Source organism: Luteimicrobium sp. NPDC057192 (assembly GCF_042670205.1).
Classification (GTDB): domain Bacteria; phylum Actinomycetota; class Actinomycetes; order Actinomycetales; family Cellulomonadaceae; genus Luteimicrobium.
In genome coordinates this window covers 38,946-53,864 of the sequence record NZ_JBHUWD010000015.1, presented here as the reverse complement: position 1 = coordinate 53,864, position 14,919 = coordinate 38,946, and the positions used below count along the sequence as shown (strand labels likewise).

12 protein-coding genes are annotated in these 14,919 nt (G+C 72.1%); 2 read left to right on the top strand and 10 right to left on the bottom strand.

The genetic code is table 11. From position 1 onward, the window contains the following. Positions 1-117: 117 nt before the first annotated feature. The gene (locus ACFT5B_RS09105; RefSeq protein WP_386797675.1) at positions 118-657 is read right to left on the bottom strand and encodes a DsbA family protein; all 540 of its coding nucleotides are present in this window, start codon (positions 655-657) and stop codon (positions 118-120) included. A 140-nt stretch (positions 658-797) separates the two neighbouring features. Here ACFT5B_RS09105 and ACFT5B_RS09100 point away from each other — a divergent pair, with 140 nt between their 5' ends. Continuing rightward, a complete protein-coding gene (locus ACFT5B_RS09100) occupies positions 798-3,497 on the top strand; it encodes a phosphoenolpyruvate carboxylase (protein ID WP_386797674.1) in 2,700 nt (899 codons plus the stop codon). A gap of 243 nt (positions 3,498-3,740) precedes the next feature. Here the strand turns inward: ACFT5B_RS09100 and ACFT5B_RS09095 are convergent, their stop codons facing one another. The 6 genes from ACFT5B_RS09095 to ACFT5B_RS09070 all read right to left on the bottom strand — a co-directional run bounded on the left by ACFT5B_RS09095 (position 3,741) and on the right by ACFT5B_RS09070 (position 11,815). Further along, on the bottom strand, positions 3,741-4,883 hold the full coding sequence (locus tag ACFT5B_RS09095) for a DUF2235 domain-containing protein (protein WP_386797673.1): 1,143 nt from the start codon (positions 4,881-4,883) through the stop codon (positions 3,741-3,743). Between the two features lie 113 nt (positions 4,884-4,996). Continuing rightward, positions 4,997-6,292: an endo-1,4-beta-xylanase gene (locus ACFT5B_RS09090; protein WP_386797672.1), complete on the bottom strand. Its 1,296-nt coding sequence runs from the start codon at positions 6,290-6,292 to the stop codon at positions 4,997-4,999. Then, positions 6,289-8,589 carry a glycoside hydrolase family 3 N-terminal domain-containing protein gene (locus tag ACFT5B_RS09085; RefSeq protein ID WP_386797671.1) on the bottom strand — a complete coding sequence of 767 codons (2,301 nt, stop codon included), beginning with the start codon at positions 8,587-8,589 and terminating at the stop codon, positions 6,289-6,291. Before ACFT5B_RS09085 ends, ACFT5B_RS09090 begins: the two co-directional genes overlap by 4 nt. Continuing rightward, the gene (locus ACFT5B_RS09080; protein WP_386797670.1) at positions 8,586-9,470 is read right to left on the bottom strand and encodes a carbohydrate ABC transporter permease; all 885 of its coding nucleotides are present in this window, start codon (positions 9,468-9,470) and stop codon (positions 8,586-8,588) included. Before ACFT5B_RS09080 ends, ACFT5B_RS09085 begins: the two co-directional genes overlap by 4 nt. After that, positions 9,470-10,495, bottom strand: coding sequence for a carbohydrate ABC transporter permease (locus tag ACFT5B_RS09075; protein ID WP_386797669.1), 1,026 nt, complete (start codon positions 10,493-10,495; stop codon positions 9,470-9,472). Before ACFT5B_RS09075 ends, ACFT5B_RS09080 begins: the two co-directional genes overlap by 1 nt. A 9-nt stretch (positions 10,496-10,504) precedes the next feature. Beyond that, the gene (locus tag ACFT5B_RS09070) at positions 10,505-11,815 is read right to left on the bottom strand and encodes an ABC transporter substrate-binding protein (protein ID WP_386797668.1); all 1,311 of its coding nucleotides are present in this window, start codon (positions 11,813-11,815) and stop codon (positions 10,505-10,507) included. Positions 11,816-11,974: 159 nt separating this feature from the next. Between ACFT5B_RS09070 and ACFT5B_RS09065 the strand changes: the two genes are divergently transcribed. After that, positions 11,975-12,964: a LacI family DNA-binding transcriptional regulator gene (locus ACFT5B_RS09065; RefSeq protein WP_386797711.1), complete on the top strand. Its 990-nt coding sequence runs from the start codon at positions 11,975-11,977 to the stop codon at positions 12,962-12,964. Positions 12,965-12,970: 6 nt separating this feature from the next. Here ACFT5B_RS09065 and ACFT5B_RS09060 read toward each other — a convergent pair whose 3' ends face one another. From ACFT5B_RS09060 to ACFT5B_RS09050, 3 genes are all read right to left on the bottom strand, one after another. Further along, positions 12,971-13,246, bottom strand: a complete 276-nt coding sequence (locus ACFT5B_RS09060; protein ID WP_386797667.1) for an acylphosphatase — start codon at positions 13,244-13,246, stop codon at positions 12,971-12,973. Then, positions 13,243-13,776 carry a dsRBD fold-containing protein gene (locus ACFT5B_RS09055; RefSeq protein ID WP_386797666.1) on the bottom strand — a complete coding sequence of 178 codons (534 nt, stop codon included), beginning with the start codon at positions 13,774-13,776 and terminating at the stop codon, positions 13,243-13,245. Before ACFT5B_RS09055 ends, ACFT5B_RS09060 begins: the two co-directional genes overlap by 4 nt. Before the next feature lie 119 nt (positions 13,777-13,895). Next, a complete protein-coding gene (locus ACFT5B_RS09050) occupies positions 13,896-14,843 on the bottom strand; it encodes a class I SAM-dependent methyltransferase (RefSeq protein ID WP_386797665.1) in 948 nt (315 codons plus the stop codon). Between the last annotated feature and the right edge of the window lie 76 nt (positions 14,844-14,919).

Sequence of the window (14,919 nt, the reverse complement as noted above, 5' to 3'; positions counted from 1 at the left end):
GTCAGAACGGGGGTGAGCCTCGAGGCTCACCCCGTCCTGACCGGTCGCCCGTCGGCGCGACCTGTCGGAAGCTCGCGAGGCCCGAACCTCACCTCGTCCCGACAGGTCGCGGAGAGGTCACTGCGAGACGGCCTTGGTGAGCTTGAGAGCCTCCACGGCGGCACGCAGGCGGTCCCTCGTGACCCGGCCCTGGAACCGCACGCCGTTGACGAAGAGCGTCGGCGTCCCGGCCACCTGGTGGGCGAGGCCGTCGGCGTAGTCCGCCTCGACGACGTCCCCGAACTCCTGCGCCGCTTCCCCGACCACGCAGTCGTCGCCCACCCCGACCTCGCGCGCGAGCGCCACGAGGCCGGCGTCTGACAGGTCGTCCTGGTGCGCGAACAGCGCGTCGTGCATCTCCCAGAACCGGCCCTGGCTGCCTGCGGCCTCGGCCGCGAGCGACGCGGTCAGCGCGTACGGGTGCACCTCGAACAGCGGGAAGTGGCGCCAGACCAGGCGGACGTGCCCGTTCGACGCCTCGACCAGCTCGTCGATGACGGGCGCGGCGTCGCGGCAGAACGGGCACTGGAAGTCCCCGAACTCGACGATCGTCACGGGGGCGTCGGGGTTGCCGCGGATGTGCGGCTGGACGGGGACGAGAGCGTCGCGGTGACCCATGCGCCCATCTTCCGCCCCCGAGGCCCACCCGCGCAGCCGTGTTCGCCGACGGCGGCACCCGCGTCGTCGACGGCGGCACGGTCCCACGATCCGGCCGTGGGCACGGGTGGTACGGACAGGTGGGTACCCTCGGACCCGTGATGTCGAACGACGTAGAACGCGGACATGCCCGGGACGAGATGCCCGAGCCGCTGCGCGCGGACGTCCGGCTGCTGGGCGAGATGCTCGGCACCGTGCTCCGCGAGTGGGGCGGCCAGGACCTCCTGGACGACGTCGAGCGCCTCCGCGCGCTGACCATCCAGGCGGCTTCCGAGAACGGGACGTCGGCGTCGATCGAGCAGGCCGAGGAGCTCATCGCCGGGTTCTCGGCCCAGCGCGCCGAGGACGTCGCCAAGGCGTTCACCGCCTACTTCCACCTGGTGAACCTGGCGGAGGAGAACCACCGCGTCCGGGTGCTGCGCCAGCGCGAGGCGGGCCTGTCCCCCACCGAGGCGCGCGCCGAGGACTCGCTGCCCGCCGCGTACGCGCAGCTCGTGGGCGAGGTCGGTCCGGCCGAGTCCGCGCGGCGCCTCAAGGCGCTCGAGTTCCGGCCGGTCCTCACGGCCCACCCCACCGAGGCCCGACGACGCGCGGTCGCCGCGTGCATCCGCCGCATCACGGTCCTCATGGAGCGCCGCGAGCTCGAGCAGCTCGGCGGCGTCGCGCTGGCCGACAACACGCGGCGCCTGCTCTCCGAGGTCGACGAGCTGTGGCGCACGGCCCCGCTGCGCACCAGCAAGCCGTCGCCGCTCGACGAGGTCCGGACCGCGATGGGCGTGTTCGACGAGACCCTCTTCACCGCGTTCCCGCAGGTGTACCGCCGTCTCGACGGCTGGGTGAACGGCGACCGCGCGGGCGCCGAGGCGCCGGCCGTCGAGCCGTTCGTCAAGCTCGGTTCGTGGATCGGCGCGGACCGCGACGGCAACCCGAACGTCACGGCCGACATCACGCGCCAGGCGGCGGCGATCGCCAACGAGCACGTGCTGCACGCCTACCAGAACGTGGCCGTCCGCATCGGCCGCGCGACCACCGTCGACGCCGCGACCACGCCCCCGTCCGACGCGCTCGTCGCACAGCTCGCCCGGTTCCGCGAGCTCGACCCGGAGCTCGCCGACGAGGTCGAGGCCCGGTCGCCCGACGAGCCGCACCGGCAGGCGATCCTCGTGGTCGCGCGGCGGCTCGCCGCGACCCTCGCCGGCGAGGAGCCCGTCGCCTACACGGGCGCGGACGAGCTGCTCGACGAGCTCGTCACGGTGCAGGACTCGCTCGTCGCCGCCGGCGCCCCGCGCGTCGCGTACGGCGACCTGCAGGACTTCGTCTGGCAGGTCCGCACCTTCGGGTTCCACCTCGCCGAGCTCGAGGTGCGCCAGCACTCCCAGGTGCACCGCGAGACGCTCGAGGAGATCGAGAAGGTCCTCGCCGACGGCGGCCGGACACCCGAGGGCGGAGTCGACGAGTCCCGCCTGAGCGACCGCAGCCGCGAGGTGCTGTCCGTCTTCCGCGCGATCGTCGACGTGCAGGCCCGCTACGGGATCATCGCGGCGCGCCGCTACATCGTGTCGTTCACGCAGAGCTCCGCGGACCTGGCGAACGTCTACACGCTCGCCGAGCACGCGGTCGGACCGGGCGGCACGCCGCCCGTGATCGACGTGATCCCGCTGTTCGAGACGTTCGCGGACCTCGAGGCGAGCCCGCGCATCCTCGGCGAGATCGTCCATGACCCTCGCGTCGAGAAGCGCCTCGCGCAGACCGACCGCCGCATGGAGGTCATGCTCGCGTACTCCGACTCCTCCAAGGACGTCGGCCCGGTCTCCGCGACCCTCGAGCTGTACACCGCGCAGAGCCGGATCGTCGCGTGGGCCGAGGAGAACCGGATCGAGCTCACGCTGTTCCACGGCCGCGGCGGCGCCGTCGGGCGTGGCGGCGGCCCCGCGAACCGCGCCGTCCTCGCGCAGCCCCCGGGCTCGGTCGAGAGCCGGTTCAAGCTCACGGAGCAGGGCGAGGTCATCGCCGCGCGCTACGGCAACCCGATCATCGCCGTCCGGCACATCGAGCAGGTCGCCGCGGCGACGCTGCTGCACGACGCGCCCTCGATCGAACAGCGCAACGCCGGTGCGGCCGAGCGGTTCGCCGACCTCGGCGGCAAGCTCGACACCGTGTCCCGGGCTCGGTTCTTCGAGCTCGTGAAGTCGGACGGCTTCCCGCAGTGGTTCGCGCACGTGACGCCGCAGGAGGAGGTCGGGCTGCTCCCGCTCGGCTCCCGTCCCGCCAAGCGCGGCCTGTCCGTCAACTCCCTCGACGACCTGCGCGCCATCCCGTGGAACTTCGCGTGGACGCAGGCCCGCATCAACCTCACCGCGTGGTTCGGGCTGGGCAGCGCGCTCGCGGAGGTCGGCGACCTCGAGCTGCTGCGCACGGCGTACGCCGAGTGGCCGCTCTTCGCCACGATGATCGACAACATCGAGATGTCGCTCGCCAAGACGGACATGCGGATCGCGCGGCGCTACCTGGCGCTCGGGGACCGCGACGACCTGGCCGACCTGGTCCTCTCGGAGCTCGAGCTCACCCAGGAGTGGGTCCTCAAGGTCACGGACAAGGAGCGCGTGCTCGCGAACCTCCGTGTCCTCGGCCGTGCGGTGCAGCTCCGCAGCCCCTACGTGGACGCGCTCTCGCTGCTCCAGCTCCGCGCGCTGCGCGCCCTGCGGGCCGGCGACCTGCCCGCCGACGAGGTCGCGACCCAGCAGCGCCTCCTGCTGCTCACGCTCAACGGCGTCGCCGCGGGCGTCCAGAACACCGGCTGACCGCGTGCCCGGGGCGCACGCCCCGGCCACGCCGACGACGACGGCGCCGCTCCCCGCCCGGGTGCGGCGCCGTCGTCGTCCGAGCGCGACGTACCCCGGCATCCCGCATACCTCGCGAGGTACCCCGGCATCCCGCATACCTCGCGACGCACCCCGGCATCCCGCATACCTCGCGAAGTACCCCGGCATCCCGCATACCCCGCGAAGTCCCCGGCATCCGGAGTACTTCGCGGGGTGGGGCGGTCAGACGAGCTCGACCTGGCGGTCGTCGTGCGCCTCGCAAGCGATCGGCTCGACCGGCAGCGCGCCGCCGACGCGCGCCCGCCACCAACCGATGTTCACGGCGTCGCGCTGGTACGCGGAGCCCTCGACGCGGCTCATCCGGTCGGCGTGCTCGGCGATCGTCGTCCGGTAGACGAGGGCGGGCGCGTGGGGCGCCTCGATCCCGTCGAGCGCGCGCCGCCAGTGCCCTCGCCCGCGCCGGAAGCGCGGGTGACGGTGCAGGGCGCTGAACAGGTTGAGCGTCCCGAACAGCGGCCCGGGGCCGGGGTGGCTGACGAACCGCGCCTCGGGCTCGACCTGCGCCTCGATCCGGTCCGGGTCGACGACCAGCCCCACCTCCGCGGCCTCGCCGACCATCCAGCGCAGCGCGACGTCGGACAGCCCACGGTTCGCGGTCCCGCCGCCCACCTCGCTGTGCGAGCCGGGGAACCACACCTGCTTGACGCGCCCGGGCGGCTCGTCGGCGGGCACCTCCCACAGGCTGGGCTCGAACTTGATGCGCCGGTCGTCGATGGACAGCGCCTGTCGCGCGCACCGCACCGACGCCGACAGCGTCACGTCGTGGAACTTGGCCTTGCGCAGGAACGGGAGCGGGACGCCGAGCGCGCCGACGGTGTCGAAGACGCCGAGGAACGTGATCGGGGTGCTGTCGTAGCAGTTCGCGGTCCGGAACGCGGCCCGCCGTTCCTTGCCGTCCGGACCGTAGTCGCGGTACGCACGCTCGGCCTTGGCGAGCCCGTCGCGGAGCAGCGACTCGGGCCGCAGCAGCCCGACCGAGGAGATCATCCCCGCGACCGACCGCGCCGTGTACGCGCCGCGCGAGAACCCGAACACGAAGATCTCGTCGCCGGGGTCGTAGTTCATCGCGATGACGCGGTAGCCCTCGACGACGTTCGTCGTGATCCCGTAGCCCCACGCGCCGCCGAGGATCTTGTCCGCGAGGTAGCCGCGCGCCCCGACCCCGCCGACGTAGAAGACCATCTGCTGCACGCCCTCGACGGGCTTGTCGGTCCGGATCGCGCGCGCGATCTTCTCGATGTTGGTGACGCTCGCGTTCACCGGCGAGCCCCACGTGCCGTCGCAGCACACCACGAGCCGTTTCATCGTGTCCTCCTCGACCCGACCGCCCGGGCCGGCCGCCGGGTCGAGCCCGGTGGTCGGCGTCTTGCGGGGATGGAGGGCGGTGCCGCGCGCGGTGATACCGCGCGCGGCACGTGTCAGCCGAGGACGACGTCCGCCCGGCTCTCCCCGGGCGCCACCTCGAGCGTGGCTCCGGCCGGGGCCAGGGGGCCGGCCGCCTCGGGGGCGACACCGGCGGACACCGCGTACCGGCCCGCGAAGCCGCGGACCTCGAGGGTGCCGTCGTCGTCCGTGCGGACGGTCGTCGGCGGCAGCCACCACTGCCCGCGGACGAGCCCGCGCAGCGCGTCGTAGGCGGGCTTCGGGGTGCCGTCCCGCCGGACGAGGCCGGACGGCGCCCCGAGCCACGCGGTGGCGTCGGTCATCCCCCAGTACGTGAGGGACTCGACCGCGGGGTGCGCGACGACGGTCTCGTAGTGCGCGACGACCTCGTCCCGCTGCCGTTCCTCGCCCTGGGGCGTGGACGGCCAGTCGTCGACCTGGAAGTCGTTGAGGTCGACGATCTCGGGCGGCATGAGCTCGCCGGACACGAGCGACGTCTCGGTGAGCTGGAGCGGGAGCCCGAACCGGCCGAACCGGTCGAGGATCTGCTGGATCGCGTCCGCGCCCCGGAAGCCCTGGTGCATGTGCGTCTGGAGGCCCAGGGCGTCGATCCGGATCCCCGCCTCGAGGCAGTCCTCGACGAGGTGCTCGTAGTCCTCCGACAGGTCGAAGTCGTTGAGCACGAGCCGGGCGGCCGGGTTGGCGGCGCGCGCGGTGTCGAACGCGAGGCGGACCGTCTCGACCCGTCCGCGCGACTGCGCGAGCCGTGTGACGGCGTTGTCCTCCTTGTCGAAGACCGGCAGGATCACGACCTCGTTGATCGCGTCCCACAGGTCGACGAGCCCGGCGAACGCGGTGACGTCCCGCGTGATCCTGGCCCGGATCGCGTCCTCGACCTCGCCGTCGGACCGGCCGAGCAGCCACGACGGCGCGAGCGTGTGCCAGACGAGCGGGTGCCCCTTGACGGTGACGCCCCGTTCGACGAACCACCGTGCGGCGCGCAGCATCCGGTCGGTGTCGGGCCGGCCCTCGACGGGCTCGAACCGTGCCCAGTAGAACGGCAGCGTCGCGGTGTCGAACAGCCCCAGCCACTGGGCGACGACGGCCGCGGCCGCCGGCTCCTCGCCGGGGCCGCGCTCGTCGCCCACGCCCGCGAGGTGCAGGAGGTCGGCGCCCGTGCAGCCGAAGCCGAACGCGTGCGCCTTCTGCGCGACGGTCACGAGCTCGCCGGCCCGAGGCCGCCCGGCCGGGTCGAGGACGCGCACGCGCGCCTGCCCGACCCGGTGGGCGTACCGCGGGTCCGTCGCGGCGGTCGCCGCGACGACGCTCACCGGACCTCCGCCGTGGTCCAGCGCGGCGAGGACACGTCGACGTGGTGCACGTCGCCGACGAGGCGCGTGCGCACCTGCACGTCCCGGACGGCGCTCGTCCCGACCCAGAGGTCGATCTCGCCCGGCTCGACGACGCGGGCCAGGTCGCGGCCCGCGAACGCGAGCCGCGTCGTCGGGACGCGGAGCTCGACGACGGCCGACTCCCCCGCCTCGAGGTGGAGGCGCCGGTAGCCGAGCAGCTGGGCCACGGGCCTCGTCACCGAGGCGACGAGGTCGCGGCCGTAGAGCTGCACGACGTCGTCGCCCGCCCGGTCGCCCGTGTTGGTGACGCGGACGCGCACGCCGAGGACGCCGTCGGTCGGCGTCTCGCCCCCGACCTCGAGGTCGGTGTGCTCGAACGTCGTGTACGACAGGCCGTGCCCGAAGGGGGCGGGCGCGGTCGTGGGCAGGTTGCTGACCTCGTCTCCCTCGCCCAGCGCGGGGTGCAGGTACGAGTACGGCTGCGCCCCGGCCGACCGCGGGAGGCTGACAGGCAGCCGCCCCGACGGGTTGACCCGGCCGGCGAGCACCCGCGCGAGCGCGGTACCGCCTTCCTCGCCCGGGAAGAACGTCTGCACGACCGCGGCGCAGCGCTCGATCGCCCAGCCCACCGCGTACGGGCGGCCGGTGAGCAGGACGAGGACCACGGGGGTGCCGGTCGCGAGGACCTCCTCGACCAGCTCGCGCTGGACGCCCGGCAGCTCGAGGTCGTCGGTGTCGCAGCCCTCGCCGGAGGTCCCGCGGCCGAACAGGCCGGCCTGGTCCCCCACGACGACGACCGCGACGTCGGCGCCGCGGGCCGCGTCCACCGCCTCCGCGAATCCGGACCGGTCGTCGTCGTCGACGTGGCTGCCCGTCGCGACCACGAGCTCGGTGCCGTCGAGCTCGGCGCGCAGGGCCTCGAGGACCGTGGGCGCGTCGATCCGCGGCTCGACCCCGGGATGCTGCGCGAGCACGTGGTTGACGAACGAGTAGCAGCCGAACAGGGCATCCGAGCGGTCCGCGTTCGGTCCGATCACCGCGACCCGGCCGGGCGCGGTGCGGCCCGGACCGGCCAGCGGCAGCGTCCCGTCGTTGGTCACGAGCACGACGGACTCCTCGGCCAGGCGCAGCGCGAGAGCGCGGTGCTCGGGCGGGTCGAGGTCGATCGGCGCGGGCGCGCCGTCCGCCTCCTGGAGCCCGGCGGCGAACCCCGGGTCGAGGAGCCCGAGCTCTGCCTTCTCGCGCAGCACGCGCAGCACCGCCCGGTCGACGAGCGCCTCGTCGACCGCACCGGACCGCACGCGCTCGGCGAGCGGCGCGAGGTACGCGTCACCCGTGGGGAGCTCGACGTCCACGCCCGCCGCGAGCGCCTGGCCCGCCGCCTCGCCGAGCGAGTCGGCGACGTGGTGGAGGTGATGCAGGAACGCGACGCCGAAGTAGTCGGCGACGACGGTCCCGTCGAAGCCCCAGGTGTCGCGGAGGACGCCGGTGAGCAGCTCGGGGTTCGAGGCGACGGGGACGCCGTCGATCTCGGTGTAGGCGCTCATGACCGACCGGACCTCGCCGTCGAGCACCGCCATCTCGAAGGGTGGCAGCAGCACGTCAGCGAGCTCGCGGGGGCCGACGTGGACCGGTGCGAAGTTGCGGCCCGCCTGCGACGCCGAGTAGCCGACGAAGTGCTTGAGCGTCGCGTGGACGCCCGCGGACTGGAGCCCGCGCACGTAGGACGTGCCGACCGTGCCGACGACGTACGGGTCCTCGGAGATGCACTCCTCGACGCGGCCCCAGCGGGGGTCGCGGACGACGTCGAGCACGGGCGCGAGGCCCTGGTGGATGCCGAGCGCACGCATGGACGCGCCGATCGCGGCGCCCATCTCCTCGACGAGCTCGGGGTCGAACGACGCGCCCCACGCGACCGGCGTGGGGAAGGTCGTCGCGCCCCACGCGGAGAGCCCGGTGAGGCACTCCTCGTGCACGATCGCGGGGATGCCCAGACGGGTCTGCTCGACGAGCCGCCGCTGGAAGCCGCGCAGCCAGGCCGCGCGCTCCCCGGCGTCGACGGGACGGGTCCCGTAGGCGCGCGTGAGGTGGCCGAGGCCGTCGCGCGCGAAGTCGTCGAGGCCGGACGTGGCGCCGAACTCGCCCTGGAGCGGTGCGACCGCCTCGCCGTCCTCCTTCTCCCAGAAGCCGACGACCTGTGCGAGCTTCTCCTCGAGGGTCATGCGCGCGAGGAGCTCACGGGCGCGCTCCTCCTGCTGGCTGGTGAGGTGGCTCATCCCTTCACCGCCCCCTGCAGACCGCCGACGATGCGGCGCTCGAAGAGCGAGAAGAAGACGAGCGCCGGGATCATCGACAGGGACGTGAACGCGAGCACCTGGGCCGTGTCCTGGGAGTACTGCGACGAGAACGCCTGCACGCCGAGCGGCAGCGTGTACTTCCCGAGGTCGTTGAGGACGAACAGCGGCAGGATGTAGCTGTTCCAGCTCGCGACGAACGCGAGGATGCCGGTCGTCAGGACGCCCGGCAGGGAGAGCCGCAGGACCATCCGGAAGAAGAAGCCGAGCCGGCCGCAGCCGTCCAGCCACGCCGCCTCCTCGATCTCCTCGGGGATGGCGCGCAGGAACGGCACCAGGATGATGATCGTGGTCGGCAGCGCGAACGCGATCTGCGGGAGGATCACGCCGCCCAGGTTGTTGATGAGGCCGATGTTCTTGATGAGGATGTACAGCGGCGTGATCGCGACCGTGATCGGGAACATGAGCCCGGCCGCGAACAGCGAGTACATGGCGCCGCGCCCGCGGAAGCGGTACCGGGCGAGCACGTAGCTGGCCATGACCCCGAGGACGACGACGCCCGCGGTGGTCACGAGGGCCACCAGGGTCGAGTTGCCGAGCTGCTGCCAGAACACCGAGTTCTGCAGCACGCTCGTGTAGTTCTTCGCGACCCACGGCGACGGCAGGCCCGACGGGTTCGTCGTGATCTGGGCGTTCGTCCGGAAGCCGCCCAGCACGATGTAGGCGACGGGGGCGAGCGTCACCGCGACGAGGAGCAGCGCGATGAAGTACGTCGTCGGGCTGCCCCAGGCGACCTTCTTGTTCTTGCGGACGGGGATCTCGGGGGTCGCGGCCCCGGTCGGGGCGACGGTGGTGGCGGCCATCACTTGCTCCTTCCGGTGAGGGCGCCCTCGGTGTCGCGGCGCAGCACGAAGCGCTGGTAGACGAGCGCGACGATCAGGGAGATGAGGAACAGGACGACGGCGACGGCCGAGCCGTAGCCGAAGTTCCCGGCGTTGCGGCCGTACTGGACCATGTAGGTCGCCATCGTCGAGACGCCCGCGGTGCCGGCGACGTACTGGCCCCACACGATGTAGACGAGGTCGAAGAGCTGCAGCGACCCGATGATCGACAGGAACGCCCAGATCCGGATCGTCGGGCCGAGCAGCGGCAGCGTGATGGTGCGCTGCGTCTGCCAGTAGCTGGCGCCGTCGAGCGAGGCGGCCTCGTAGAGCTCCTCGGGGATGTTCTGCAGGCCGGCCATGAACAGGATCACGGCGAACCCGATGTACTTCCACGTGAGGATCGCCATGAGCGACCACAGCGCGATGTGCGGGTCGGACAGCCACTCGGCCTGGAAGTGGCCGAGGCCGATCTTCGACAGGAGGTCGTTGACCGCGCCGTCGGTCTGGAGCATGAGGCTCCAGCCGGTGCCCGCGATGACCTCCGAGACGACCCACGGCACGAAGATCAGGACGCGGATGAGGGAGCGTCCCCGCATCTTGCGGTTGAGCAGGAGCGCCAGCAGGATCCCGACGGGCCCCTGGATGATCAGGGACAGCACGAGGATGAAGCCGTTGTGCAGGAGCGCCGAGTGGAACTCGGGGTCCTTGAGGATGATGACGTAGTTGTGGAGGCCGACGAAGTCGGTGGGGGCCCCGAAGCCCTTCCACTTGTAGAACCCGTAGTACGCGGCCAGCACGACCGGCAGGATGACGAAGCCGATGAAGACGATGATCGCCGGGCCCGACAGGAGCGTGATCTCGAGCCGCTGCCTCCATCCGATCCCGCGCCGACGGCGGGCCGCCGGGGACGGCGCGGACTTCGCGCCGTCCCCGGTGGTGGAGAGATTCGCGGTCGAATCCTGGTCCTGCACAGCCAGCGAGTTCTCGACCGGAGAATCGCTCATGTGCTCAGATCACCCCTTCGCCGCGGCGTCGTTGACCTTGGTGATGATGTCGGCCACGGAGCCCTTGCCCGCGAGCAGGTTGACGACGGCCGTGTTGAGCGCGTTGCCGACGTTCTGCCCGTAGAGGGTGTCGAGCCACAGCGAGACGTACGGGGCCTCGTTGTAGGCGGCGATGGCCTCCTTGAGGTACGACTCGGTGACGACCGACTGCGCCTCCTTGTTGACCGGCACGGCCTGGAAGGCCTTGTAGAACTGCTCCTGCGTGTCCTTCGTGACGAGGAAGTTCAGCACGTCGGCGCAGGCCTGCTTGGGGGCCTTGGCCGAGCACGAGAACCCGTCGACGCCGCCCATGATCGCCTTGGGGTCGCCCTGGCCGCCGTTGACGGCCGGGAAGCCGTAGAACCCGAGGTCGGGGAGCGGCTTCTGGTCGGGCGTCAGCGACGCGACCTGGCCGGGCTCCCAGGCGCCCATGAGCTCCTGAGCCGCCTTGTGGTTGGCGAGCTGGCCCGCCGAGCTGCCTGCGCCCTGCTGCGCCGAGGTGGACAGGAAGCCCTTGTTGAACGGCTGCGTCTTCGCGAAGGCGTCGAGGTCGTCGCCCGCCTTGGTCCAGCACGGGTCGTCGAACTTGAGGCTCTTCGCGGTCGAGTTCAGCGTGTCCTCGGAGCACTCGCGCAGCGCGAACCAGTAGTACCAGTGCGCGGCGGGCCAGGCGTCCTTGGCCCCGAGCGCGATCGGCGTGATGTTCTTCGCCTTGAGCTGCGAGACGGCCGTGTTCAGCTCGTCGATCGTGGTCGGGTTGGCGCTGATGCCGGCCTGCTGGAACAGGTCCTTGCTGTACCACATGCCGCCCGGCGTGACGGTGTACGGCATCGCGTACGTCTTGCCGTCGATCTGCTCGGACTTGAGGACGCCGTCGCCGATCGCGGTCGTCGTCTCGTCGGTGACGAGGTCGGTCAGGTCCAGCACCTGGCCGGCGTCGACCATGTCGCCCATCTTGCCGCCGCCGCGCTGGTAGAAGATCTCCGGCGCGGAACCCGAGTTGATGGCGGTCTGGAGCTTGCCGTCGTAGTTCTCGTTCTGGATGTTCTGGATGTCGAGGGTGATGTTCGGGTACTTCGCGTGCACGTCCTTCGCGAACTGCGCGAAGTACTCGGTGCCGGGACCGGTCGAGGCGTTGGTCCACATGTGCAGGGTGACGGGGCCGGAGTCGGACGCGTCGCCGCCGCCGCCGTTTCCGTCGTCGCCCGAGCAGGCGGTCAGGGCGAGCGCTGCGCTCGCACCGAGCGCGACAAGAGCCGCACCGCGGAACTTTCTGGTCATCGTTGAACCCTTTCGTCGTCGTCGACGGGTGCTGTCGGAGGGTGACGGCTGCGAGTCTGGCGCGGGCGGGGCGCGTGTGTCAACCGTTATCGATAACGTTTTAGTGACGGACGGACGCCGCCTATGATCGTCCCTGTGAACCTCGCCCCCCGGGTCAAGATGGCCGACGTCGCCCGCGAGGCCGGCGTGTCCGTGGCGACCGTGTCCAAGGTCGTCAACGGGCGCTACGGCGTCGCTCAGGAGACGCTCGACCGGGTCCAGGGCGTGATCGAGCGCCTCGGCTACGAGGCCAGCCTCGGCGCGCAGAGCCTGCGGTCGCGGCGCACCCACGTGCTCGGGATCCTCGTCGCCGAGTTCGAGCCGTTCTCGACCGAGCTCCTCAAGGGGGCGTCCGACGCGATCGCCGGCACCGGCTACGAGCTGCTCGCCTACTCGGGCGGCAGCCGCGGCGCCGACGTCGGCTGGGAGCGCCGGCACCTCTCGCGCCTGTCCGGCACGCTCATCGACGGCGCGGTCATCGTGACGCCCACGGTCGTCGACACCAACCACGGCGTGCCCGTCGTGGCCGTCGACCCGCACACCGGACCGTCCGGGCTGCCCACGATCGACTCCGACAACTACGCGGGCGCCGTCGCCGCCACCCGCTACCTGCTCGACCTCGGGCACTCCCGGATCGGCTTCCTCGCGGGCCGCGGCGACCTCGAGTCGGCCCGCCTGCGCGAGGCCGGCTTCCGCCAGGCGATGGTCGACGCGGGGATCGACGTCGACCCCAGCCTCGTCCGCGTCGGCTCCTACATCCGGGACGCCGCGGCCGGCCCCGCCCGCGACCTGCTGAGCCGCCCCGACCGGCCCACCGCGATCTTCGCCGCCAACGACCTCTCGGCGCTCGCAACCATGGAGGTCGCCCGCGAGCTGGGCGTCGGCGTGCCCGACGACGTCTCGATCATCGGCTTCGACAACGTGCCCGAGTCCGCGCTGTCGACTCCGCCGCTCACCACCATCAGCCAGCCGCTGCACCAGATGGGTGCCGAGGCGCTGCGCCTGCTCGTCGACGTCATCGACGGGGTCGAGCGGGACGTGCACGTACGGCTCCCGACCGAGCTGGTCGAGCGCGCCACGTGTCGGCGGATCGGCGCGCCGGTCGCCTGAGCCGCGCTACGACCCGCCCGCCGCCGGGCCGCGGTCGAGCTCCACGCGCACCACCTCGCCGGGCGTCCCGTCGCCGCACAGCCACGCGACCAAGCCGTCGACCCCCGTGCGCGACCCCGCAGCCGTCACGACGACGGTCCCGTCGTCGTGGTTCTCGGCCGAGCCGCGCAACCCCAGCCGGGACAGCTCACGGCCCACGGACCAGCGGAACCCCACGCCCTGCACACGGCCGTGCACGACGGCGCGCAGCCGCTCCCGCTCCCCCGGCCCGGCGTCCGTCATGCGTGCACGTGCGAGCGGTCGCCGGTCGCGTGCGCGATGTCCTGCTCGGCGTCCCCCAGCAGCCGGGAAGCCAGCCGGCGCAGGGCCCGCCCGACGGCGAGCTCGTCACCCACGAGCGGCAGGTCCGCGTCGCCCGGTGCGCGCCGCGCCTGGCCGACCGACCGGAGCTCGTCGAGGCCCGAGCCGAGGTCCTCACCCGGCGCCACCAGGATCGCCTGCGCGTGCGTGTGACCCTCGTGCTCGAACACGTCGACCTGGATCCGCCACGTGGTGTGCGCGGGCACCTGCGCGTCCTCCTGCGCACCCGGCGGCGTCCCGACGTCCTCGGCGACCGCCGGCGGGCCGTCGTCGTGCTCGAGCACCGTGTCCGGGCCGGGGAAGACGACGCTGCGCTCCCCCGAGTCAGCCCACTCGACGACGAACGGCGGCGACCCGTCGAGGTGGCGCAGCTCGACCACCCGACCCTCGCGCGCCGCCGTCCCGACCGTGCCCGACACCGTGATGACGCGATCCCCGACCGAAGCCTTCATCGGACTCACCTCCGTCCCCCCATCATGCGCGCGCCCGCTCGAGGGTGCACCGGTCCGAACGCCGAGAAAGCCCGGAGTCGCGACGGCATTCCGGCGCGTCGGCGATTCTCGCGACACGTCTACGTCAGCGACTCGAAGTGCGGGAACCCGACCGCTCCGAGCGGTGGGGACGCCTCCCGGTACGCTCGCAGCGCCTCCCACGCGGGAGAGGCCAGCACCTCGGCCGGGTGTCGCGCGCCCTGGCGGTCGAGCACGCGCCGAGGCACCGGCTGCGGATCGCTCGACGAGTAGGCCGCGACGAACTCGTCGTAACGATCCTCGAGGACCGTCGACTCCGCATCCAGGTTCGTGACGAGCAGCAGCCCGGTGGGCGCCGTGTCCACGACGATGAGCGTCAGATCGGGGCGCTCCTGCCGCAGCACCTCGTGCACGTGGTAGACGTCGCCGGTCCAGGAGTCCGTGTGCTTCTCGCGGGCCGCTTCGTCGGTGGTCCTCGGAAGCATGTCGTCGAAGACGATCACGCTCGAACGTCGCGAATGCCGCTCGACGTTGATGAAGTCGCGCAGCGCGTACTCGAACAGGTGCATGCCGTCGATGAACGCCATCTCTACCGGCCCACCGAGCCAACGACACGCGTCCTCGCGCGCAAAATACTCGTCGCTCGTCGTGCGCTCGAGACGAAGGGGCAGGTCGAGCTCCGACGTGATGTTGTAGGCGGGGTCGATCCCCAGGCTCCTGGTGCGCGAGAGCGCCAGGCTGCTGCCCCAACGGACTCCGATCTCGAGGTAGGTCGCAGGTTGCACGACCGTGTGCAGCTCTCGAAGAAAATCCAAGTAGTGCATGTCGCCGCGCGGCGGCGCACCGTCCTCGATACGACGCCCGAGAAACGTTCGGACCGACGTCTTGGCGGTCAGCCAGACCTGGTCGGACACGACCGGTTTGACGTACCGCTTGCCGATTCGCGCGATGCGAGCTGCCCCCGTGGTCGCCATCACCCCATGGTGGTTCCGAAGGCGCCCTCCTGCATGCGGAGCCACTCGTCCGTGGCTGCGGTGAGCGGTCCCCATGTGTAGCCTGGCGCCGCGTCCGCATGACTCCCAGACAATCGCTTCTCGGCGCCCGGTGAGACCTCGCGGGCCGTCG